The organism is Arthrobacter sp. 9E16, assembly GCF_002929435.1.
GTDB lineage: Bacteria > Actinomycetota > Actinomycetes > Actinomycetales > Micrococcaceae > Arthrobacter_B > Arthrobacter_B sunyaminii.
The window spans coordinates 736,139-757,192 of the sequence record NZ_PJIU01000001.1 but is presented as its reverse complement, the minus strand read 5'-3'; the positions used below and the strand labels follow the sequence as shown (position 1 = coordinate 757,192).

The 21,054-nt window shown below is 65.9% G+C and carries 19 protein-coding genes; 8 read left to right on the top strand and 11 right to left on the bottom strand.

Annotated elements, in window-relative coordinates; all coding sequences use genetic code 11:
* Positions 1-19: 19 nt before the first annotated feature.
* The 4 genes from CXR00_RS03520 to CXR00_RS03505 all read right to left on the bottom strand — a co-directional run bounded on the left by CXR00_RS03520 (position 20) and on the right by CXR00_RS03505 (position 7,088).
* Positions 20-1,879 carry an ABC transporter ATP-binding protein gene (locus tag CXR00_RS03520; RefSeq protein WP_104053113.1) on the bottom strand — a complete coding sequence of 620 codons (1,860 nt, stop codon included), beginning with the start codon at positions 1,877-1,879 and terminating at the stop codon, positions 20-22.
* Positions 1,876-3,753 (bottom strand): ABC transporter ATP-binding protein, encoded by a 1,878-nt coding sequence (locus tag CXR00_RS03515; protein WP_104053112.1) that lies wholly within the window; start codon positions 3,751-3,753, stop codon positions 1,876-1,878. The genes CXR00_RS03520 and CXR00_RS03515 overlap by 4 nt, the downstream gene beginning before the upstream one ends.
* Before the next feature lie 153 nt (positions 3,754-3,906).
* On the bottom strand, positions 3,907-4,839 hold the full coding sequence (locus CXR00_RS03510; protein WP_104053111.1) for a metallophosphoesterase: 933 nt from the start codon (positions 4,837-4,839) through the stop codon (positions 3,907-3,909).
* Between the two features lie 2 nt (positions 4,840-4,841).
* Positions 4,842-7,088, bottom strand: a complete 2,247-nt coding sequence (locus CXR00_RS03505) for a transglycosylase domain-containing protein (RefSeq protein WP_181032461.1) — start codon at positions 7,086-7,088, stop codon at positions 4,842-4,844.
* 37 nt (positions 7,089-7,125) lie between these two features.
* Here CXR00_RS03505 and CXR00_RS18000 point away from each other — a divergent pair, with 37 nt between their 5' ends.
* From CXR00_RS18000 to CXR00_RS03495, 3 genes are read left to right on the top strand one after another with little or no spacing between them, the layout of a single operon-like run.
* Positions 7,126-7,284: a DUF4177 domain-containing protein gene (locus CXR00_RS18000; RefSeq protein WP_146067190.1), complete on the top strand. Its 159-nt coding sequence runs from the start codon at positions 7,126-7,128 to the stop codon at positions 7,282-7,284.
* Positions 7,281-7,763 (top strand): RidA family protein, encoded by a 483-nt coding sequence (locus CXR00_RS03500; RefSeq protein ID WP_104053109.1) that lies wholly within the window; start codon positions 7,281-7,283, stop codon positions 7,761-7,763. The genes CXR00_RS18000 and CXR00_RS03500 overlap by 4 nt, the downstream gene beginning before the upstream one ends.
* A complete protein-coding gene (locus CXR00_RS03495) occupies positions 7,756-8,667 on the top strand; it encodes an NUDIX hydrolase (RefSeq protein WP_104053108.1) in 912 nt (303 codons plus the stop codon). The genes CXR00_RS03500 and CXR00_RS03495 overlap by 8 nt, the downstream gene beginning before the upstream one ends.
* A gap of 106 nt (positions 8,668-8,773) precedes the next feature.
* On the opposite strand, the gene CXR00_RS03490 is transcribed toward CXR00_RS03495, so the two are convergent.
* Positions 8,774-9,451, bottom strand: coding sequence for a Crp/Fnr family transcriptional regulator (locus CXR00_RS03490; protein WP_104053107.1), 678 nt, complete (start codon positions 9,449-9,451; stop codon positions 8,774-8,776).
* A 228-nt stretch (positions 9,452-9,679) separates the two neighbouring features.
* Between CXR00_RS03490 and CXR00_RS03485 the strand changes: the two genes are divergently transcribed.
* A complete protein-coding gene (locus CXR00_RS03485; RefSeq protein WP_104053709.1) occupies positions 9,680-10,864 on the top strand; it encodes a MarP family serine protease in 1,185 nt (394 codons plus the stop codon).
* A gap of 4 nt (positions 10,865-10,868) precedes the next feature.
* On the opposite strand, the gene aroQ is transcribed toward CXR00_RS03485, so the two are convergent.
* From aroQ to CXR00_RS03470, 3 genes are all read right to left on the bottom strand, one after another.
* Positions 10,869-11,345, bottom strand: coding sequence for a type II 3-dehydroquinate dehydratase (gene aroQ / locus CXR00_RS03480; protein ID WP_104053106.1), 477 nt, complete (start codon positions 11,343-11,345; stop codon positions 10,869-10,871).
* A gap of 7 nt (positions 11,346-11,352) precedes the next feature.
* Complete coding sequence (locus tag CXR00_RS03475; protein ID WP_258059831.1) at positions 11,353-12,717, bottom strand: MFS transporter; 1,365 nt, start codon at positions 12,715-12,717, stop codon at positions 11,353-11,355.
* Between the two features lie 99 nt (positions 12,718-12,816).
* Positions 12,817-13,374, bottom strand: coding sequence for a TetR/AcrR family transcriptional regulator (locus CXR00_RS03470; RefSeq protein WP_104053104.1), 558 nt, complete (start codon positions 13,372-13,374; stop codon positions 12,817-12,819).
* 102 nt (positions 13,375-13,476) lie between these two features.
* On the opposite strand from CXR00_RS03470, the gene CXR00_RS03465 reads away from it, so the two are divergent.
* Complete coding sequence (locus CXR00_RS03465; protein ID WP_104053103.1) at positions 13,477-13,896, top strand: organic hydroperoxide resistance protein; 420 nt, start codon at positions 13,477-13,479, stop codon at positions 13,894-13,896.
* A 123-nt stretch (positions 13,897-14,019) separates the two neighbouring features.
* Here CXR00_RS03465 and acs read toward each other — a convergent pair whose 3' ends face one another.
* On the bottom strand, positions 14,020-16,008 hold the full coding sequence (acs, locus tag CXR00_RS03460; RefSeq protein ID WP_104053708.1) for an acetate--CoA ligase: 1,989 nt from the start codon (positions 16,006-16,008) through the stop codon (positions 14,020-14,022).
* Positions 16,009-16,322: 314 nt separating this feature from the next.
* Between acs and CXR00_RS03455 the strand changes: the two genes are divergently transcribed.
* Genes CXR00_RS03455 through CXR00_RS03445 form a run of 3 tightly spaced genes read left to right on the top strand, consistent with a single transcriptional unit; the run spans position 16,323 to position 19,190 of the window.
* Positions 16,323-17,663, top strand: coding sequence for a hypothetical protein (locus CXR00_RS03455; protein WP_104053102.1), 1,341 nt, complete (start codon positions 16,323-16,325; stop codon positions 17,661-17,663).
* 49 nt (positions 17,664-17,712) lie between these two features.
* On the top strand, positions 17,713-18,510 hold the full coding sequence (nth, locus tag CXR00_RS03450; protein WP_258059833.1) for an endonuclease III: 798 nt from the start codon (positions 17,713-17,715) through the stop codon (positions 18,508-18,510).
* Complete coding sequence (locus CXR00_RS03445; RefSeq protein WP_104053100.1) at positions 18,507-19,190, top strand: CoA pyrophosphatase; 684 nt, start codon at positions 18,507-18,509, stop codon at positions 19,188-19,190. The genes nth and CXR00_RS03445 overlap by 4 nt, the downstream gene beginning before the upstream one ends.
* Here CXR00_RS03445 and CXR00_RS03440 read toward each other — a convergent pair.
* Both CXR00_RS03440 and CXR00_RS03435 read right to left on the bottom strand, forming a co-directional pair.
* Positions 19,117-19,854 (bottom strand): response regulator transcription factor, encoded by a 738-nt coding sequence (locus tag CXR00_RS03440; protein ID WP_258060257.1) that lies wholly within the window; start codon positions 19,852-19,854, stop codon positions 19,117-19,119. The two genes, CXR00_RS03445 and CXR00_RS03440, sit on opposite strands and share 74 nt — an antisense overlap.
* Positions 19,851-21,017: a sensor histidine kinase gene (locus CXR00_RS03435; RefSeq protein WP_104053099.1), complete on the bottom strand. Its 1,167-nt coding sequence runs from the start codon at positions 21,015-21,017 to the stop codon at positions 19,851-19,853. The genes CXR00_RS03440 and CXR00_RS03435 overlap by 4 nt, the downstream gene beginning before the upstream one ends.
* Positions 21,018-21,054 lie beyond the last annotated feature (37 nt).

The following is a 21,054-nucleotide window of genomic DNA, read 5'->3' as shown; positions in this document are numbered from 1 at the left end:
AGCTTTCGCCGTCGTCGTCCTACACGAGGGATTCCTGCCAGGCGGCCTGCAGCTTGGCAAACCGGCCGGTGCCGCCCGTGAGCTCCGCGGGGGTGCCGTCCTCCACCACTTCGCCGGCGTGCATGACCAGTACCCGGTCGGCGATCTCCACGGTGGAGAGGCGGTGCGCAATGATCAGCGCCGTCCGGTTGCCGAGCAGGGTCTTGAGGCCGTGCTGGACCAGCCGTTCGCTGGGGATATCCAGCGAGGAAGTGGCCTCGTCCAGGATCAGCACCGCCGGATCGGCCAGGAAGGCCCGGGCGAAGCTGATCAGCTGCCGCTGGCCGGCGGAAACCCGGCCGCCGCGCTTGTTCACGTCGGTGTCATATCCCTCCGGCAGCGCTTCGATGAACTCATGCGCACCCACCGCCTTGGCCGAGGCAATGATCTCCGCGCGGGTGGCTTCGGGCTTGCCCAGGGCTATGTTGTCCGCCACCGAGCCGCTGAACAGGAACGCTTCCTGAGTCACCATGACGACGGCGCGGCGCAGGTCCCGCTGGGTCAGGTTCCGCAGATCCACGCCGTCCAGCAGCACGGAGCCCTGGGAGGGGTCGTAGAAGCGGGCGATCAGCTTGGCGAGGGTGGACTTGCCGGCACCGGTCTGTCCCACCAGGGCAACGGTCTGGCCGGCGGGAATGTGCAGGTCCATTTGCGGCAGGATCACCGGTCCGTCACCGTAGCGGAATTCCACACCGTCAAACCGGATGTCGCCCTTGGCGTGCTTCAATTCCACGGGATGCTTGGGCGGGCGGACGGTGGGCACTTCCTCCAGCAGGCCGGAGACCTTTTCCAGCGCCGCGGAAGCGGACTGGAAGGAGTTGTAGAACATGGCCATCTGGTCCACCGGCTGGAAGAAGCGCTTGGAGTACAGCAGCAGGGCCAGCAGGGCGCCCACCTCCAGGCCGCCGTCGAGTACCCGGAAGCCGCCCGCCAGCAGGACCACGGCCACCGTGGCGTTGCCGATGAGCACCAGCCCGGGCTGGAAGACTCCGTTGAGGTTGATGGAGCGGACGGTGGCCACGCGATAGTCCTCGGCCAGATCGTCGTACTTCTCTGCGTTGACCTTTTCGCGGCGGAAGGCCTTCACAGCCCGGATTCCGGTCATGGTTTCGATGAAGTGCACAATCAGCTTCGCGGAGGTGACCCGGGAGGCGCGGTAGGCCAGCTGGGAGCGTTTCTGGTACCAGCGGGTCAGCAGGTACATCGGTACGAAGGCCACCAGCATCAGCAGCCCGGTGCGCCAGTCCAGCAGGAAGATGCTCACGGCGGTGAACAGCATGTACATGGCGCCGGAGGCCAGGGAGCTGACGCCGGAGTCCAACAGTTCGCGCAGTGCTTCCAGATCGGAGGTCTGCCGCGAAATGATCCGCCCGGAGGTGTACTTCTCATGGAATTCCAGGCTCAGGCGCTGGGTGTGCCGGAAGACCCGCAGCCGCAGGTCCAGCAGCATGGCCTGGCTCAGCAGGGCAGTGGCGCGGACATAGCCCGCCGTCAGGCCGGCAGCCAGCAGGGCGGCCAGCAGATAAGCCACGCCGGAAAGGATCAGGGGCAGGCTGTTGCCGGCCTGCAGGTATGGCAGGGCGTGGTCGATGCCGTAGGCGATGATGGCGGGCCCGGCCACGCGGGCGGCCTGGGAGAAGACCACCAGCAGCACCGTGCCGATGAACCGTCCGCGGTTGGGGCGGATCAGGGAGCCCAGCAGTGCCAGCGAGCGGCGGCGGACGGCCTGGTTCTCTTCCTTGCCCAGGTGAACGGCGTCCTCGCCGGCGGTGCCCAGCCTGGCGGTGGCATCATAGGCCGGGTCGGCACCCTTGCCGCGGCGGACGGTGAAGCGGCTCATCGGATAATCTCCTCATCGTCCAGGCTCGGTGCTTCAAGGGCTCCTGCGGCGTCGTCGGCTTCCTCCGCGGGCCGCGGACCGTCCTCCAGGGGGCTGTCCAGGTCTTCGGGATCCGTGGGCAGGCTGGCAATCACATACCGGTAGTGGTCGTTGCCGGCCAGGAGTTCGGCGTGCGTGCCGACGGCGCTGATGCGTCCGTCTTCCATCAGGGCCACACGGTCGGCGAGGGAAACGGTGGACGGGCGGTGCGCAACCACCAGCGTGGTGGTGTCCGCCAGCACTTCGCGGAGCCGGCCTTCCACCAGTTCCTCGGTGCGTACATCCAGGGCCGAGAGCGGATCGTCCATGATCAGCACCGTGGGCCGGGCGGCGATGGCCCGGGCCAGGGCCACGCGCTGGCGCTGCCCGCCGGAAAGGCTCAATCCTTCCTCGCCGATGAGGGTGTCCGTGCCCTCGGGCAGCGAGTACACAAAGTCGGCCTGCGCCACGTCCAGGGCCTGGGCCAGGAGCTGGTCCGCTTCGGCGGAGCTTGCCGGTTCGGCGCCGAGCAGCACGTTGTCGCGGACGGAGCTGGAGAACAGCGTGGTGTCTTCGAAGGCCACAGCCACAATGGTGCGCAGTTCTTCCAGATCCAGCTGGCGAAGATCAGTGCCGTCGATCCGGATGGAGCCGCCGGTGACGTCGAACAACCGGGGGACCAGCTGCAGCAGGGTGGATTTTCCGCTGCCGGTCACGCCCACCAGCGCCATGGTCTCGCCGGGACGCAGGCACAGGGTCACGCCGTCGATCAGGTTGCGCGTGCCGTCCTTGGTGTCCGGATAGGCAAAATGGACGTCGTCGAACACCAGCTCTCCGCGGACATCGTTGAGGTGCACCGGGTGCTGCGGGCTCTGAATGGAGGACTGCGCGTCCATTACTTCGTAATGCCGGTCGATCGCGGTTTTCGCTGTCAGGGTCATGGACAGCAGCGGACCCACGGCTTCCACCGGCCCGGCGACTACTGCGGCGGTGGCAAAGAAAGCAACCAGCGAACCGATGCTGAGGTTGCCGTCCGCTACGGCAATGATTCCCACCACGAGGGCAACGGCGAGGGCAGCTTCGGGCAGCAGCGTCACCACGAGGGAGAACTTGGCCAGCGAGTTTGCCTTCGACACTTCGGTTTCACGCAGTTCCTGGGCCTGCTCCTCAAACGAGTCCAGGGCCTCACGGCTGCGGCCGAAGGCCTTCAGGACGCGGATGCCGTGGACGGATTCCTCCACCGTGGTGGCCAGGTCTCCGGTTTGGTCCTGGCTCTGGCGGGACACCTGCCGGTAAAAACGGTTGAAGCGGTAGCCGTAAACCACGATCGGAACGGCTGCAGCGATGAAGATCAGCGCCAGCACCCAGCTCGTGAACAGCATGATGGTGAAGCCAACCACCACGGTCAGCGCCGTGACCACCAGCATGATGGCACCGAACGCCATCCAGCGGCGGACCAGGTTCAAGTCGCTCATGGCCCGCGAGAGCAGCTGCCCGCTGCCCCAGCGGTCATGGAACGAGACGGAGAGGTCCTGCAGATGCCGGTAGAACGAGGTGCGCATCCGGGTTTCCACGGTGGTGGCCGGTGCAATCACGAACTGGCGGCGCAGGGCGATGAAGGTAGCTTCAAGGATGCCCAAACCCAGGACGACGCCGGCCGCTCCCCAGACAGCCGCCGTGGATCCGCCGGGTGCCAGGGAGGTGTTGATCAGGACCCGGAACACCTGGGGGATCGCCAAAGCCATGAGGCTGGCTCCGAGGGCACAGAACAACCCGCAGATTAAGCGGGGGAGGATGGGCCGCAGATGCGGATAGAGCCGTGCAAGGGATTGCCACAGGGTTGTCTGCGCAGGCATGGAACCTTCTCGAGCGGGTGGAGGGTGCTGCAACAAGCAGAGTGTCCCTTTGAGGGCTCAATCCTAAGCCCGCTTACAGGGGAGAATCGATGGGCGTCCGGAGTTTGGTCGTCCATGGTGGGCAACCCTGTGACCCGGCGGGAGGGAAACGGTCTAAGACCGCGCCGTCAGAGTCAGCAGGACAGCCTCGGGGCGGCAGGCGAACCGGACCGGGGCAAAACGGGAGGTTCCGATGCCGGCCGAAACGTTCATCGGAACTTTCCGCCCGTTGTGCTCCCAAACGGCCAGGCCCTTGGCCAGCCGCGTAGGCAGGTCGCAGTTGCTGACCAGTGCGCCGTAGAACGGGATGCACACCTGTCCGCCGTGGGTGTGGCCGGCCAGGATCAGCTCAGCCCCGCCGTCGGTGAAGTAGTTGAGCACCCGCTGGTAGGGAGCATGGGCAACCCCCACCCGGACAACCGGAAGCCCGGTGCTGGAACTTGTCTCTGGAAATCCGGGGTAAACGTCCCGGTCCAGATGCGGGTCATCCACCCCGGAGAAATCAAGGCGGACGCCTCCCAGCGCCATGGAGTCCCTGCGGTTGGTCAGGCCCCTCCAGCCCGCGTCCTCGAACGCTCCAAAGAGTTCGCCGAAGGGCAGCGCCGGCGGATCCTTGGTGATCTTCGAGGGACCGGTGAAATACGTCAGCGGGTTCTTGGCCCGGGGACCGTAGTAGTCATTGGAGCCGGGAACGTACACGCCGGGAAAACGCAGGAGCGGCTTGAGCGCTTCCAGCAGGGGCGGAACGGCTTCCAGATGGCTCAGGTTGTCGCCCGTGTTGACCACCAGGTCCGGTTCGAGCTCGGCGAGGGACTGCAGCCACCGAACCTTGATGTTCTGGTTAGGCACAAAATGGATGTCCGAGAGGTGCAGTACCCGCAGCGGGGCGCTCCCCGGCGGCAGGATGGCCACGGTCTCTTCACGGATTCCAAAGAGATTCCGCTCAATCAGCGACGCGTATGCCAGCGCTGCCGCACCGGCTCCGGCAGTGCCGCCGGCAACCCAGGCGGCCGAACGCAGGGCAGAGCTAAGCGAAGGAGCAGCCACCGTTAGTCGTCGCCGTCGTTCTTGTTTTCGCCCTGGTTGCCGCCGCCGTTGTTGTTGTTGTTCTTGTTCTGATCATTGGACGGAGCCGGTGCAGGCCGGGGCGGCGCCGCCACGGTGCCCATGACGGATGCCGGCGGCGGGGTGAACGGATTGGCCTGGTACTGGTCCGGGATCCGGTCAATGAAGTTCTTCCAGGACGGGCCGGCAATCTTCGAGCCGTCGATCTCGGGGTAGACCTGCCCGCCAATCTGCTTGCCCTCCATCGAGCCCCGCTCGTTGCCCCAGACGTGGTTGCCCAGCCAGGAGGCGGTGACCATGCCCGTGGTGTAGCCCATGAACCAGGTCTGGGACCGGAAGTCATTGGTTCCGGTCTTGCCGGCCACCGGCTTGCCGTTCTGCAGGTAGTAGCCGGAGCCCTTGGTCATCACCTGCTGCGTTGCCGCATTGACGCCCTGGGCAACTTCCTTCTTCATGACCTGCGTGCACTCCTGGGCCGGTACCTCGAAGGACCGTCCATCCGCGGCCGTCACCGACTCCAGGGCACGCGGTTCGCATTTCAGGCCTTCGGCCGCAAACGTGGCAAAGCCGGTGGCCATGGCCAGCGGGGAGGCGTCGCCGCCGCCGCCGAAGGACGACGGCGGGTTGACCTCAAGCGGTTCGTTCTCGCCGCTGGCGCTCTTGCCGTTGTGGATGCCTGAGGCAAACGCCATTTCCTGGAACTTGCAGAGATCAAGCTGGTTGATCTCGGCCATGGTGATGGTGTTCAGGGAGTTCGCCAGACCGTCGATGACGGTGGTGGTCTTGTAGTTGGTGTCCCCGTAGTTGATGGGCGTCCAAGGCTCCGGAATGCCATAGCGTCCGCCCGGCAGGCAGCTGGCGTTCCAGCTGTGGCCTGCAGGGTAGGTGCGCTTGCTGCCGTTCAGGGTGGTGTTCAGGGTTTTGCCTGCGTCCAGCCAGGCTGCCACCGTGAACGGCTTGTACGTTGATCCGGGCTGGAAACCGCCCATGCCGCCCAGCGGCTTGTTGGGGTCGCCGTCCTGGTTCAGGTCGACGTTGAAATTGATCACCGAGTTGCCGGCGCCTTCTTCGGGTGTGTAGCGCGTGTTCTGCGCCATGGAGAGAATTTTTCCGCTTCGAGGTTCCATCGACACCATGGAGTGGCCGATCTCGGGGTCCGTGGTGTCCGGGTTAGCGGTTTCGTTGATGGCCGTCTGCGCGGCGTTCTGGATCTCCGGATCCAGGGTGGTGTTGATGCTCAGGCCGCCCCGGTAGAGCAGCTTCTGCCGGTCCTCCGTAGTGGCACCGTATCTCTCATCGTTGAGGATCAGGTGCATGACGTAGTCGCAGAAGTACGGTGCCTGGACGGCGCCGGTGCAGTTGCTGGGAACCGGTGTGATGTTCAGGCCCAGCTCCGTGGCGACGGCGGCGTCGTGCTCTTCCTGCGTGATGCGCCCCTTGTCGAGCATGGCGCGGATGACAATGTTGCGCCGTTGGAGGGCCAGTTCCGGATTGCCCGTGGGGCTGTAGACGGACGGGCCGTTGACGACGCCGGCCAGCAGGGCTGCCTGCGGAATGTTCAGCTGCGAGGCGTCCACATTGAAGAAGAACTTGGACGCGGCCTGGACACCGAAGGTGGTGCCGCTGAAGGGAACGATGTTGAAGTAGCCCTCAAGGATTTCATCCTTGGAGAGCTGCTTTTCCACGGCAATGGCCAGCTTCATCTCCCGCAGCTTGTCGCCGTAGTCCTTGTTGCCGGAGAGCACCACCTCCTGCTTGTTCTGCAGGTTGGTGTCGATGATGACGCTGTTCACATACTGCTGCGTGATGGTGGACGCGCCGCGGTTGGTGCCGGAGGTGAGGTTGGAGGCCAGGGCTCCGATGACACCCTGGACGTCCACGCCGCCGTGCTCGTAAAAGCGGTCATCCTCAATGGCCAGCATCGCGTCGATCATGGTGGGGGAAACCTGGTCCAGCTTGATCGGCTGGCGGTTCTCCTCATACAGGGTTGCGATGAGAGAGCCGTCATTGGCGTAAATTTTTGACGGCTCGGCCAGCGCGCCGGCCTGCAGTTCCGACGGGAGGTCATCGAAGAACTGGATTGATCCGGACGCGGCTGTGCCCGCGGCGGCGGCGGCGGGAACCAGAAGACCCGCGGCCAAAACACCACAAAGCGCGCTGACGCCGAAGAAGGCGACAATCTGGCCAAGGGTGGTAGCCGTATCAAAGAGCGGAGATTTGCGAGCTGCCATGCGCATCAGTCTACAAGCACGCGTTAGTCTTTGGATTATGAGCAAATGGGAATATTTCATCACGCCGCTTCCTCTTCACACACCGGGAGCTGTCCTTAACATGCACGGCGAAGAAGGTTGGGAACTCGTCCAGATCACGCCCGCCCCCAACGGAACGGGTGCCGTGGCGTACATGAAACGCGAGAAGTCGCAGTGACTGAGGTGAACGGGGCGGTTTCCGCCGTGGAACGCAGGCTGGCGGAACTGGGTATTGAGCTGCCGGACGTCGCAGCACCGGTGGCCGCCTATGTACCCGCCGTTGTCACGGGGAACTACGTCTACACCTCCGGGCAGCTGCCCTTCGTCTCGGGCGTGTTGCCTGCGGCCGGCAAAGTTGGCGCCGGGGTACCGGCCGAGGACGCCGCAGGATACGCCGCAACCTGCGCTGTTAACGCGCTGGCTGCCATCAAGGCCCAGATCGGAGATCTGGACCGCATCAGCCGCATCGTCAAGGTGGTGGGCTTCGTGGCATCGGACCCGTCCTTTACCGGGCAGCCGGCCGTCATCAACGGTGCATCAGAACTGCTGGGGAAGGTCTTCGGCGAGGCGGGCGCGCATGCCCGCTCCGCCGTCGGGGTGGCCGTGCTGCCGCTGGATTCCCCCGTCGAAGTAGAAGTGATCGCTGAATTTGCCTAATTCATCAGTACGGCTTTTCCCGGTTCCCCCGTATCTTCGGGGAGCCGCGGAAAGCTGGTTTGAACACGGTGACCGTGCACCGCGCAAACCCCGCCTGGCGTCCTCCGTGGTGCTGGTGCGGGACGCGCCGCGCGGCGCCGAGACCTATCTGGCTTACCGCCGGGGCGAATCGCCGCTGGGCCGGGTGGCGTTTCCCGGCGGCAGCATCAACCCGGAGGACGACGACGCCGTGACCTGGTTCGGTCCGGCCCCGGCAGCCTGGGCCAAGGCACTGGGCATCGACGATCCCCGGCTGGCCCGGCGGCACGTGGTGGCGGCCATCCGTGAACTGTTTGAAGAAACCGGCATTCTGCTGGCCGGACCGGACGAATCGACGCTGCTGGAGGGCAACCGGGGCCCGGACTGGATGGCCGCCCGGGTTGCGCTGGCAGCCGGAGACAAGTCCTTTCCGGAGCTTCTCAAACGCCGGGGACTGGGCCTGCGCACCGACCTGCTCCGGCCGCTGGCCAACTGGCAGACGGCTGATTTTGCGCTGCGCCGGTTCGACACCCGGTACTTCGCGGTTGTTCACCCCATGGGGCAGGAAGCCTCCCTGCTGGAGGGCAAGGGGAGCTGGGGGCAGTGGCGGTCCGCGGCCGAGGAGATCGCGGCCCGGAACACCACCGCCCTGGGCGATGAGATCGGGCTCCCGGACACCACCGGGCTCACGCTGTCTGAACTCACAGTGCCGCCGGTGGAACTGGTGCTGGAGAAACTGGCCGGTGCCCGTGGCTGCATTGCCTACCTTGCATCCCGCCGTCCGGCGGCCGTCTTCCGGCCCGAGCTGGTGGAGGCCGACGGCAGTTACTGGCTGTCCGTTTCACTCAGCGGCGCCGGGGAGGGATCGGCCCAGCACGGGCGCTGATTCCTGCACCGAGACCGATTCCCGCACACCTTAAACGCAAACGACGGCGCCGCCCCCGGTAAAGGGGAGCGGCGCCGTCGTTCGCTGTAAGGCGGTCGGAAAAGACCTAGCGTGAGCGCTGGCGCAGCCGCTGCACGTCCAAAATGACGACGGCGCGGGCTTCCAGGCGCAGCCAGCCGCGCTGAACGAACTCGGCCAGGGCCTTGTTCACCGTTTCGCGGGAAGCGCCGACCAGCTGGGCCAGTTCTTCCTGCGTCAGCTCGTGAGCCACCAGGATGCCGTCAGTGGCGGGGCGGCCGAAGCGGTCCGCCAGATCCAGCAGTGCCTTGGCAACGCGGCCGGGAACGTCCGAGAAGACGAGGTCCGCAAGGGACTCGTTGGTGCGGCGCAGCCGGCGGGCCAGGGCCTGCAGCAGCTGGACCGACACCTCCGGGCGCGTTTCCAGCAGTGCCTTCAGGTTGTCGTGCCGCAGTCCGGCCAGTCGCGTTTCGGACACCGCGGTGGCGGTGGCGTTGCGCGGGCTCGGATCAAACAGCGCCATTTCGCCGAAGAGCTCGCCCGGGCCAAGAATGGCCAGCAGGTTCTCGCGGCCGTCCGGTGCCGAACGTCCCAGCTTGATCTTTCCGGACACGATGAAATACAGCTGGTCGCCCTGGTCACCCTCGCGGAAAACTGATGCGCCGCGCGAAAGGTCGACCTCAGTCAACTCGTCGGTCAGAGCTGCGAAGACGTCGTCTCCCAATGAGGCGAACAGTGGCGCACGGCGCAGTACCTCGATATCCATGAAATCTCCTGTAAATAGTTGTCCCTTCCATTATCTTCTCGCACTACGGCCCCATGTGACACCTGTAATAGCTTTGTTCGCCCACGGATGATAAAAAGGACGCCCCTGCGTACTGCCCTCTGCGGTCCGGCGCGGACGAAGTCTCCAGTTTGGGCCGCTAAACTCGGGAGGCAGGGACAGTCTCGAAGAGTCCCCGCAACACCCCCTAGACCGCGCTTGGAGCTGTTTGTGCTCGGATTTTCACTGCTAGACATCATTCTGCTGTTGGCGCTGCTGTTCTACCTCATCGCCGGGCTGCGGAACGGTCTTGTGGTGACGCTGGGCGGCATTGTGGGCTTTGTGGCCGGGGCTGTGGCCGCGTTCTTCGCGATCCCCCTGGTCACCGAATGGGTGCCCGACGACGGCTGGCGCCTGACCGCTGTCATCGCCACCATTGTGGTGCTTGTCCTGGGCGGGCATGCTCTCGGCGCCGCGCTGGGCGGGTCCATCCGGCGCTGGATGAACTTCCCGCCGCTGCGTTTTCTGGACCGGCTGCTGGGCGGGGGAGTGAACCTCGCCGTATCCGCCCTGGTGATGTCCGTGCTCGCTTTCAGCGTCAACACCCTCGGGGTTCCGTTCCTTTCGCAGCAGATCACGTCCTCGAAAGTGCTGAACGGCATCGAGGAAGCCACTCCTGACCGGGTGAAAACCTGGACGGCGGAAGTGCGTTCCTTCACTCTCGCAGAGGGCCTGCCCACCATCCTGGACAGCGCCGCCCCGGACAAGGTGGTTGCCCCCAATGAGGCGCTCTCATCCGCAGCTTTGCAGGCGTCGTCGGATTCGGTCGTGAAGATCACCGGAACGGCTTATCAGTGCGGGCAGAACCAGACGGGCTCGGGCTTCGTCGTCTCCGATGACCGCGTGATCACCAATGCCCACGTGGTGGCCGGAGTTTCCCGGCCCGTGGTGCAGGTCCCCGGCGGCGGGGCGCTTCCGGGTGAGGTGGTCTATTTCGACAGTGCCCGTGATCTGGCCGTGCTGGCTGTGGACAGCCTAGACGCCGAACCGATCCCGCTGGGCGATGTCCTTCCGGACGGCACCACTGCGGCGTTTGCCGGGTACCCGGCCGGCGGTCCGTTCCAGCTGCAGGCGGCCAACGTTGAAAAGCTCTCCGAGGTCTCGGTGCGTAACATCTACGGGTCCGCCCCGGAAGTGCTGGAGGTCTACACCCTCGCCGCGAACGTGCAGCAGGGCAACTCGGGCGGGCCGCTGCTGGACATCGACGGCCAGCTGGCCGGTGTCATCTTTGCCAAGACCACCGGCGATCAGCCGATCGGCTATGCGCTGTCCCTGAGCGAGGTTGGGCCGGTGGCGGAAGCCGCCGCCGGATATTCCGATCCTGTCTCGCCCGGGCAGTGCATCTCCGGCGAGTAGCGGATCAGGCGCCGGCTTCCGCCTGCGCTTCCCCGTCCAGCCGCGCGGCGAGGTAGTCCACGGCCATCTTGTAGCCGGCGATTCCGGCCCCGCAGATGACGGCGTCCGCCACCGCTGATACGTAGGAGTGGTGCCGGAATTCCTCGCGCCGGTGAATGTTGCTCAGGTGAACCTCGACCACGGGCAGACCGACGCCGGACAGCGCATCCGGGATGGCGACTGATGTGTGGCTGTAGGCCGCCGGGTTGATGATGATCGCGTCAGCCAGCCCCGGGGCACCGTGGATCGCATCGATCAGGTCACCCTCATGGTTGGACTGGATGCAGTCCACGGTCCAGCCGTGGGATTCCGCGGCGTCCAGCGCCAGTGCCTCCACGTCGTCGAGCGTTTCGGTGCCGTAGATTCCGGGCTCGCGGGTGCCCAGGAGGTTCAGGTTGGGGCCGTTGAGGATCAGCAGGTTGCGGGTGCGGGAGGCAGTCATGGCTTAACTATGCGCCAACCTGCGCCGGCGCTGCTGCCTCATCCCGGCGGCGCGTCATGCGTCCCGCCGCCAGGGCGCCGGCGATGGTCACCACCGACATCAGCGCCAGTACGACGCCGGGATGCCACCACGCGCTGTCCGTTGCCTTGGCGAATGCCTGCGTTGCGGCCGGGGCGAAGCCGGCGAGGATGCCCGCAAAGCTGTAGGCCAGGGACAGGGCAGTGAAACTGGTGCGGGCCGGGAAGAGATCAGCCATCAGTCCGCCCAGGGCCGCCCACGCGGCGGTTGGCGCGATCCCGCCGATGAGGATGGTGAGGATGTAGGTCGTCTGGTCTGCGGTGCTGATGAGCCAGTACAGGGGAAAGGAAATGAGCAGGGTGGCGAAGGCTCCTGCGGCGACCATGCGGGCCGAGCCGATCTTGGTGGCCAGCCAGCCGAATGCCGGAATGGTGGCCAGCTGCAGGACCGAGCCCACCAGTGCCGCATTGAGCACAGTGGTGCCGGACAGGCCCAGCTGTTCGGTTCCGTAGGCCTGGGTATAGGTGGTCATCAGGAAGTAGGAACCGATGCCGAGCAGGGACGCGGACGTGGCAACCAGGACGGCCAGCCGCTGGGTCTTCAGAACCTCCAGGACGGGAACGCGGGGAAGGGCCTGGTGTCCGGCAACATCCTTGAAGACGGGGGTTTCTTCGATGGCAAACCGCAGGTACAGGGCAATGGCCATGAACGGGAAGGCCAGCAGGAACGGAACCCGCCACAGGCCGGCCTCCATGGTTTCCTGCGGGACGCTGGTCAGCAGCAGGAAGATCCCGGTGACCATGATGGTTCCGACGGGGGAACCGATCTGCGGGATCGCGGCATACAGGGCGCGTTTGCGGGGTTCTGCATGCTCGGTGGCGATCAGGACGGCTCCGCCCCATTCACCGCCCACTGCCAGGCCCTGCAGCAGCCGCAGTGTCACGAGCAGGGCGGGGGCCCAGATGCCGATGGTGTTGTAGTCCGGCAGCAGGCCGATGATCCCGGTGGCTGTGCCCATCAGGACGATGGTCCAGATGAGCGACTTCTTCCGGCCGATGCGGTCGCCGAGATGGCCAAAGATGACGGCTCCAAGGGGGCGGGCAATGAACCCGATGCCCAGGGACAGGAAGGACAGCAGGGTGCCGATCAGCGGATCGACCTCCGGGAAGAAGATCCGGTTCAGGATCAGGGCAGCTGCCGTTCCAAAAACATAGAAGTCGTAGGACTCCAGGGCTGTTCCGACGAATGACGCTCCGGCGACTTTGCGCGCCATGCGTCGGGAGTGGACCGGCGGGTCCTGTGGTGCGGAGGGTGCGGAAGCGGACAGCGGGGAGGAAGTGCTGGAAGTGGACACGAGCACTGATTCTGCTACCCCGGACGCTGTGGTGCCAACTCCATGAGTTTCCATCTCACCAACGGACGTGTTGGGTGCCGGGCCGGTGCGGAAAACCGGTCAGGCCGCGAGGCTGCCGAGAATGGCCCGTCCGCCGCTGACCAGTGCCCCCGCAACACCCGTGGGATCCGCCACATAGCCGTGGACCATGGCGCCGTCCCGCAGCATCAGCAGCTGATCTGCCAGGGAATCCGGATCTGCTGCCCCCAGCTGCGCCAGCCTGCCGCTGACCTCTGCGTGCAGCCACTGCCTGTGCTCAAGGACCACGGCACGGACCGGCGAGGCGGGGTCCGGATACTCGGCTGCCGCGTTGATGAACGGGCAGCCGCGGAACCCGGGGACGCAGGCCTGCGCCCCCATGGCCTCGGCCAGTTCCAGCAGCCCGGTGCAGGGATCGGGGCTCAGGTGGCCCGCTGCCTCCCGGATCCGTTCCGACTGTGCCTGCAGATAGGCCACCACCAGCTCCTCTTTGGTTCGGAAGTAGCGGTAGAACGTCACCTTGGTGGTTTCCGCCGCAGCGATGATCCGGTCTGCACTCACGGCACGGATGCCTTCGGTATAGAAGAGCAGGGCGGCGGCATCCAAGATGCGGGTGCGCACCGGCGGACTGGCGGCCATGGGTCCTCCCGGGGTTGCGGTTTGCGGTGAAGGCGCGTTTACTGGGTCCAAGTAGACGTACTAGTTAGTCTACCTGATGCCCCCCGACTTAGAGGAGTTGCCATGAGCGCTTTGTACACTGCAGTTGCCACCGCGTCCGGAGACGGCCGCAACGGAGAAGCCCAGACAAGCGACGGACAGCTGAAGGTCAACCTGGCCACTCCCACGGAGATGGGCGGCTCAGGCGACGGCACCAACCCGGAGCAGCTCTTCGCAGCCGGCTACGCGGCCTGCTTCCTGTCCGCCCTGAAGATGATTGCGCGCGCCGAAAAGGCTCCGATCGCCGACGCAGCCATTACGGCCGATGTCAGCATCCACAAGCAGGACGTCGGCTTCAAGCTGGGCGTGGCCCTGCATGTGGAAATGTCCGGCGTGGACCAGGCCACGGCCGAGAAGCTGGTGGACGCCGCCCACCAGGTCTGCCCGTACTCCAACGCGACCCGCGGCAACATTGACGTGGAACTGGACGTCACCACGGCCTAACAGCCTCTCTCCGCGGCACAACCGCGTCCCGGAAAACAGAACACAAAACACAAAAGGTGCACGCCCCGGTCCGGGGGCGTGCACCTTTTGTTGGCTCAGCGTTTGTTGGCTCAGCGCGGGACGTTAGCTCCGCATCGACTCCGCGATCTGCTGCATGACGGTGTTGTCCGCCAGTGTGCTGGAATCCCCGGCCTCGCGGCCTTCGGCGACGTCTTTTAGCAGGCGCCGCATGATCTTGCCGGAACGGGTCTTGGGCAGCTCCGGCACCACCAGAATGTGCCGCGGCTTGGCGATCGGACCGATTTCCCTGCCCACGTGGTTGCGCAGCGTGGCGACAATGTCGTCGTCGTCCTTGGCGCTGCCGCGCAGGATCACAAAGGCCACCACGGCCTCGCCGGTTGTCTCATCCGCGGCGCCCACGACGGCGGCTTCCGCCACCGAGGGGTGGCTCACCAGTGCGGACTCGATTTCAGTGGTGGAGAGCCGGTGTCCGGATACGTTCATCACGTCATCGACGCGGCCCAGCAGCCAGATGTCGCCGTCCTCGTCCTTCTTGGCGCCGTCGCCGGCGAAGTACATGTTGTCGAACCGGGACCAGTAGGTTGCCTTGAAGCGCTCAGGGTCGCCCCAGATGCCGCGCAGCATGGCCGGCCACGGTTCCTTGATGACCAGGAAACCGCCGGATCCGTTGGGCACGGATTCTCCCATCTCGTCCACCACGTCAATCGAGATGCCCGGAACGGCAACCTGGGCGGAACCGGGTTTGGTGGCCGTGACGCCCGGCATGGGGGCAATCATGTGCGCGCCGGTCTCCGTCTGCCACCAGGTGTCCACGATGGGTGCCGGGATTTCCTTCTGGTTGCCGTTGGCGCCGATGACGGTGCGGTACCACATCCACGCCTCCGGGTTGATGGGCTCGCCCACGGAGCCCAGCACGCGGATGGAGTCCAGATTGAACTTTCCGGGAATGTCCCGGCCCCACTTCATGCAGGTGCGGATGGCGGTCGGCGCGGTGTAAAGGATGGAGACCTTGTATTTCTCCACCAGTTCCCACCAGCGTCCCTGGTGCGGAGTGTCAGGGGTGCCCTCGTAGATGAGCTGGGTGGCACCGTTGACCAGCGGGGCGTAGGTGACGTAGCTGTGCCCGGTGACCCAGCCGATGTCCGCGGTGCACCAGTACACGTCGGTTTCCGGTTTCAGGTCAAAGGTGTTGAGGTGGGTGAACGCCGTCTGCGCCAGGTAACCGCCGGTGGTGTGCAGGATGCCCTTGGGCTTTCCCGTGGTGCCGGAGGTGTAGAGGATGAACAGCGGATGCTCGGAGTCGTGGCCCACTGCAGTGTGCTCGGCGCTCGCGGAACCGACGGCGTCGTCCCACCAGATGTCCCGCCCCTCGGTCCACTCGACGGGTTCGCCGTTGCGGCGAACGACCAGGACGCTGGTGACGGTATGGCCTTCCTTCGCCAGTGATTCATCCACGGCGGGCTTCAGGGCGGTGGGCTTTCCGCGGCGGTAGGAGCCGTCTGCGGTCACCACCAGCTTGGCTTCGGCATCGTCAATGCGGTTGCGCAGTGCATCAGCGGAGAACCCGCCGAACACCACCGAGTGGACCGCTCCGATGCGGGCGCACGCGAGCATGGTGATCACGGCTTCGGGGATCATGGGCAGGTACACGGCTACCCGGTCGCCCTTGGACACGCCCAGGGATTCGAAGGCGTTGGCGGCCTTCTTGACCTCTTCAGTGAGCTGGGCATAGGTGTAGGTGCGGGTGTCACCGGGCTCGCCCTCGAAGTAGATGGCCACACGGTCGCCGCGGCCGGCTTCAACATGGCGGTCCAGGGCGTTGTAGGCCGCGTTGAGTTTTCCGCCGCCAAACCACCTGGCAAAGGGCGCGTCGGACCAGTCCAGCGTCTCGGTGAAGTCTTCGTCCCAGGTCAGCAGACTGCGGGCCTGGCGGGCCCAGAACTCCGGACCTTCGGCCGCTGCTTCGTCATAGACCGACTGCTGGGCAACCGCGCCGGCGGCGAAATCCGCGCTGGGCGGAAAACTGCGGCGCTCGTGGAGCAGGTTCTCCAGTGCGTCGCCTTGCTGCTTGACGGGGGACTGTTCAGACATCATGAACCCTTTCGCTTAGCTGTCGCCCACGGTCCAGCCCGGATCGAGGGGCTGCCGTAGCGTTGCAATTACCCTAACGCCGATCGGCCGCCAGTGTGTTAACCGTCACATTCACGCCCGGTAACGGGGGTATTTGTGCGGTGAGCGGTAGATCACGGCCCGTGTCGCAGCGGCAGTTCGGCTAGTCTGCGGTGCCGGCGTTGACTAGGCTGTGCAGGGAAGCAACCGCTTTTTACCAGTGCAGGCGGCTCGCCCTGCCGCGGACCGCAGATGTTCTGCCGGCCTGCAGGCGGCGGCCGCGAATGGAGAAACGAATGAACCAGCCCCCCGTTGAGAACGACGCCCGAACGGCGACGGAGACTCCGGCACCGTCGGAGATTCATTCCGCCGGCGAGGACAACGCCCGGACGGCAGTCCTGGGTCCGTTTGGCCTGCGGGACACCGTGGTCGGTGGCTCCGTCCTCCTCATGCTGATTGGTTCCCTGCTGCCGTGGAGCTTTGCCTTCGGCCTGGAAGCCACCTTCTGGTCCCCGCTGACGCCGTTGTTCTTCCTCGGAATCGGCATCATCCTGCCGCTGCTCGTCGCCGGGCTCTTTGCCGCCCGCCGGATGGCTCCCGAACTGAAATACCGCGTTGGCTCGCTCTCCGTGGACCAGTTTGGTTCCGTTGTAGCTGTTTTGGCGGTGGCCTTCTTCTTCCTGCAGGTGGTCAACGACTTCACGATTGGCGCCCTGGTCACCCTCATCGGAGCCCTGGGCCTGGTGGCATCCACCACGCTCGCACCGCATATCCCGCCCTTCTCCCGCGAGTTCGACGAGCGCCCCGCGGCACCGGCCCACGTCATGGCCCGCGACGCTGTCCGTTTGCGCCGCCGTCCGGCCAAACCCGCACCACAGGGGGCCACGGCCGCCGGTGCTGAGCACGGCACCGGTGAGAACGCCGGCAACAGCGCCGAGCCGGCAGAATCGCGCTTCGCAGGGATGGGCAAGGGCATGGGCAAGCTGGCCCCGACCGGATTGTTTGGCCGCAAGGCTAACGACGGCGTGACCCCCGGCGCCGATGCCCCCGCCGTTAACGGCATCCCGGCAGATGCCGCGGAAGCCGGCTCCGGAGCGGGCCGCACGGAACCTGCCCGCACGGAAGCTGTTCCTGCCGACTCAGCCCGGACGGAATCCTCAGCTGACCAGAACGCCGCATCCCAGGGTTCCGCTTCGACTCAGGCACCCGCTTCGACTCAGGCTCCCGCAGCGTCTCAGGCTCCCGCAGGGTCTCAGGCTCCCGCAGCGGCGCCGGACAGCGAGGATGCCCTCGCGGCCACCACGGTCAACCCGGTGGTTCGGGCAAAGTCCGCCGAGGCGGAACCGGCCACGCAGGCGTCGGCCCAGATGCCGTCGTCGGGCAATGAATCCATCAGCGCCACCCGTGAAGAGTCCGAAAACGTGGTGGAAGCATTCTGGTTTGCGGTGGGAACCCCGCGCCAGATCGTGGATGAACGCACCGGACTGCCGCTGTTCATGTTCCACCCGGGAGACTGGGAACTGGGCCTGGAAGACCGCGGCACCGAATTCCTGGTCCAGGACAAGCGCACCGGCCGCATCGGCGTGCTGCGGGACCTGAGCAACATCGAGCGCGTTGGTGAGGATTCCGGCGAGTAGTCCGGAAACCTTCACCACCGCAGCGGCGCAACAGAAGGACACCAACCAAGTGGCAAAGGCAACCGGGAGTGATCCCTCCCTGCTGGCCCTGAAACGCAGGGCCCGGAAGATCAACCGGATGCTGGGGGAGCTGTACCCCTACGCCGTGGCCGAATTGGATTTCACCAACGCGTTTGAGCTGCTGGTGGCCACCGTCTTGTCGGCGCAGACCACCGACATCCGGGTCAACGCCGTCACTCCCGCGCTGTTTGCCCGTTATCCGGATGCCAAGGCACTGGCCGAGGCGGACGAGACGGAGCTGCAGGAGCTGATCCGGCCCACCGGTTTCTTCCGGGCCAAGGCCGCCAGCATCAAGGCGTTGTCCACCCGGCTGGTGGATGAGTACGACGGCGAGGTGCCGGACAAGCTGGAAGAGCTCGTCACGCTGCCGGGAGTGGGCCGGAAGACGGCCAACGTGGTGCTCGGCAACGCCTTCGGCATCCCCGGGATCACGGTCGACACGCACTTTGGCCGGCTGTCACGCCGGTTCGGCTGGACGACTGCCAAGGACCCCGTGAAGGTGGAGGAGGACGTCGCCGAGTTGTTTGAACCCAAGGACTGGACGCCTCTGTCCAACCGGGTGGTTTTCCATGGCCGGCGGGTCTGCCACGCCAAAAACCCGGCCTGCGGCGCCTGCGCGGTGGCCGCGCTGTGCCCGTCCTACGGCGAGGGCGAAACGGATCCGGAAAAGGCGAAAAAACTGCTGAAGTATGAGCTGGCTCCGGGCCGCGAGGAACTGCACGCCCGGATGATGGCCGCTGAGACCCGTGCCCAGCTGCGTGCCGCGGGCTACGGGCTGGAAGCATGAGCGCCTACGCCGATCTGAGGGAGCTGGGTGTTTCAGCCTCGGCCCGCAGCACCAGCTTCGACGCGAATCTGGAGCTGCTGCGCCGCAGCGTGGACCCGGCCACTGCCCGCCGTGCCGCGGTGCTGATCCTCTTCGGCAACCTGGATGACAAGCCCGCTGACTTCCGTACCGCCGGTGTTCCCGAGGAATTGGATGTCCTGCTGGTGGAGCGGGCCGCCACCCTGAACGACCATCCCGGGCAGGTGGCCTTTCCCGGCGGCTCCGTGGACGCGGTGGATTCCGGCCCGGAGGCCGCCGCCCTGCGCGAAGCGCAGGAGGAAACGGGGCTGGACCCGGACGGCGTCGTCGTTCTGGGCACGCTGCCCGAGGTTGGCCTGCCGGTCAGCAACTTCCTGGTGACTCCGGTGCTGGGCTGGTGGGACCGGCCCACCCCGGTGGATGTGGTGGATTACGGCGAGTCGGCGTCCGTGTTCCGGGTCCCGGTGGCGGACCTGCTGAACCCCGAAAACCGCCGCACCGCGGTGATGAGCCACGGCCGGAACAAGCACCGCTCGCCCGCCTTCCTCGTGAACGGGGTGCTGGTGTGGGGCTTCACCGGGATCATCCTCAACGGGGTGCTTGAGGAGCTGGGCTGGACTCTGCCCTGGGATGAAAACCGGGAAATCGTTCCCGATCTGTAGACGCTGGTTGGGCCTGCAGGACGGTCACGGCCAGCTGGACGCGGTTGGTCACATCCAGCTTGGTGAAGGCGTTGGCGATGTGGGTCTTTACGGTGGCAATGCTGACATAGAGCTCGGCGCTTATCTCCGCATTGGTCAGCCCGCGGGCAACGGCCCGGGCAATGACGTGCTCGCGTTCGCTGAGGACCGCCAGCGGGTTGTGCTGTGACGCGGGCTCCGCTGATTCTGCGGATGCGGCCGCCGCGGCCGCCACGATGCGCTTGAGGACACCGGGGGAGAAGCGCAGGTTGTCGGCAGCCGCCGCCCGGACGGCGGAGACCACGTCTGCCGGCGGCGTGTCCTTGAGCAGAAATCCACTCGCACCGGCACGCAGTGCGGACAGGATGAAATCATCGGTGTCGAAGGACGTCAGGACGATCACCCGGGGCGGCTCCGGCGCCGCCGTGATGCGCTCCGTGGCGGCGATGCCGCTCAGGCGAGGCATCCGGATGTCCATGAGGACGACGTCGGGCGATAGTTCGGCGGCAAGCCGAACGGCGGTGTCGCCGTCGTCCGCTTCACCGATGATGGCAATATCCGGCGCTCCGTCGAGGATGAGCCGGAGCCCTGCCCGGATGAGGGGTTCATCGTCCGCGAGCAGGACCTTCAGCGGATCCGTGCTCACCACGGAACCTGCACTGCGGTGGTGTAGACCCCGCGCTTAGCACCCGATTCAAAGGAGCCGCCGGAGAGCCTGGCCCGCTCGGCCAGCCCAATCAGGCCGAGCCCGTCCGGTGCAGGGGACGTGGAGCGGGAAACCGGATTACTGACCGTCACCGTGATGCCCTCCCCGGGCGCACCTGTGAGGGACACAGCCACGGGATGGCCGGGAGCATGTTTTTGGGCGTTGGTGATGCCCTCCTGCGCCACCCGGTACAGATGGCGGGAGGTGGCATCGGCGGGACCATCCGCTCCGGCTGCCAGCAGCGCCGGTTCGATGCTCAGCGTGATGTCGGTGCCGGCCGCCCGGGCTGATTCCACGAGTGCCGGAATGGAGGAGATATTGGGCTGGGGCGCCGTGGCCTCCGGCTCTTCACGAAGAACGGCCAGTACCTGGCGCAGCTCCGACGCGGCTTTGGCAGCGGTCTCCCGGAGGACCCCGGCTGTGGAACGGATGGTCTCCGGCTCCAGATCGGTGCGGTACTCCAGGGCGCCGGCATGCATGCTGATCAGGCTCAGGCGGTGCGCCAGGGTGTCGTGCATTTCCCGGGCGATCCGGGTCCGCTCGGCCAGCCGTGCCTGATCCGCCCGCGCATCCTGTTCCCGACGGGCGCTGTCCGCTTCCTGCCGGAGGGAGACGATCAATGCTCTTTTGGCGCCGCGGTTCAGCCCAATCAGCACCAGAACTCCCAGCATGCCCAAAGCGATCAACAGCACCCACCCGTAGTCTTGGGCGCCATCAACCGGGTTGACCGCTAAGTCGACCAACACTGCTGCAAGAAAGACAAGCGCAGTGGCGGCCAGAAGACGAGGTCGCCGCAGGGCCGCGACGCGGACGATGCACAGGCAGGCGGCGGGAAGGGCCAGGGTGGAGAGTCCGCTGAGGGCAATGATGGCAAGTCCGGCGCCCACGGGTGACCGGCGCAGGGCGATGGGGAGGAGGCCGACGGCGGTCAGACCCAGGATGAAGTCCAGGAACATCAGCCCTATGAAAGGCAGCGGATCGGCGTCGTCCGGCGGCAGCATGGAGCCGCGGACGATCAGGAAAACCAGGACCCCGACTGCCGCGGCGGCGGCGGTGATGCCGGCCGTCTTCCAGGGGCTGGGGCGTTGAGTCGGGAGCGGCATTCTAGAAATCCTAGTGAGCGGTCTGCCGGAGAACAAT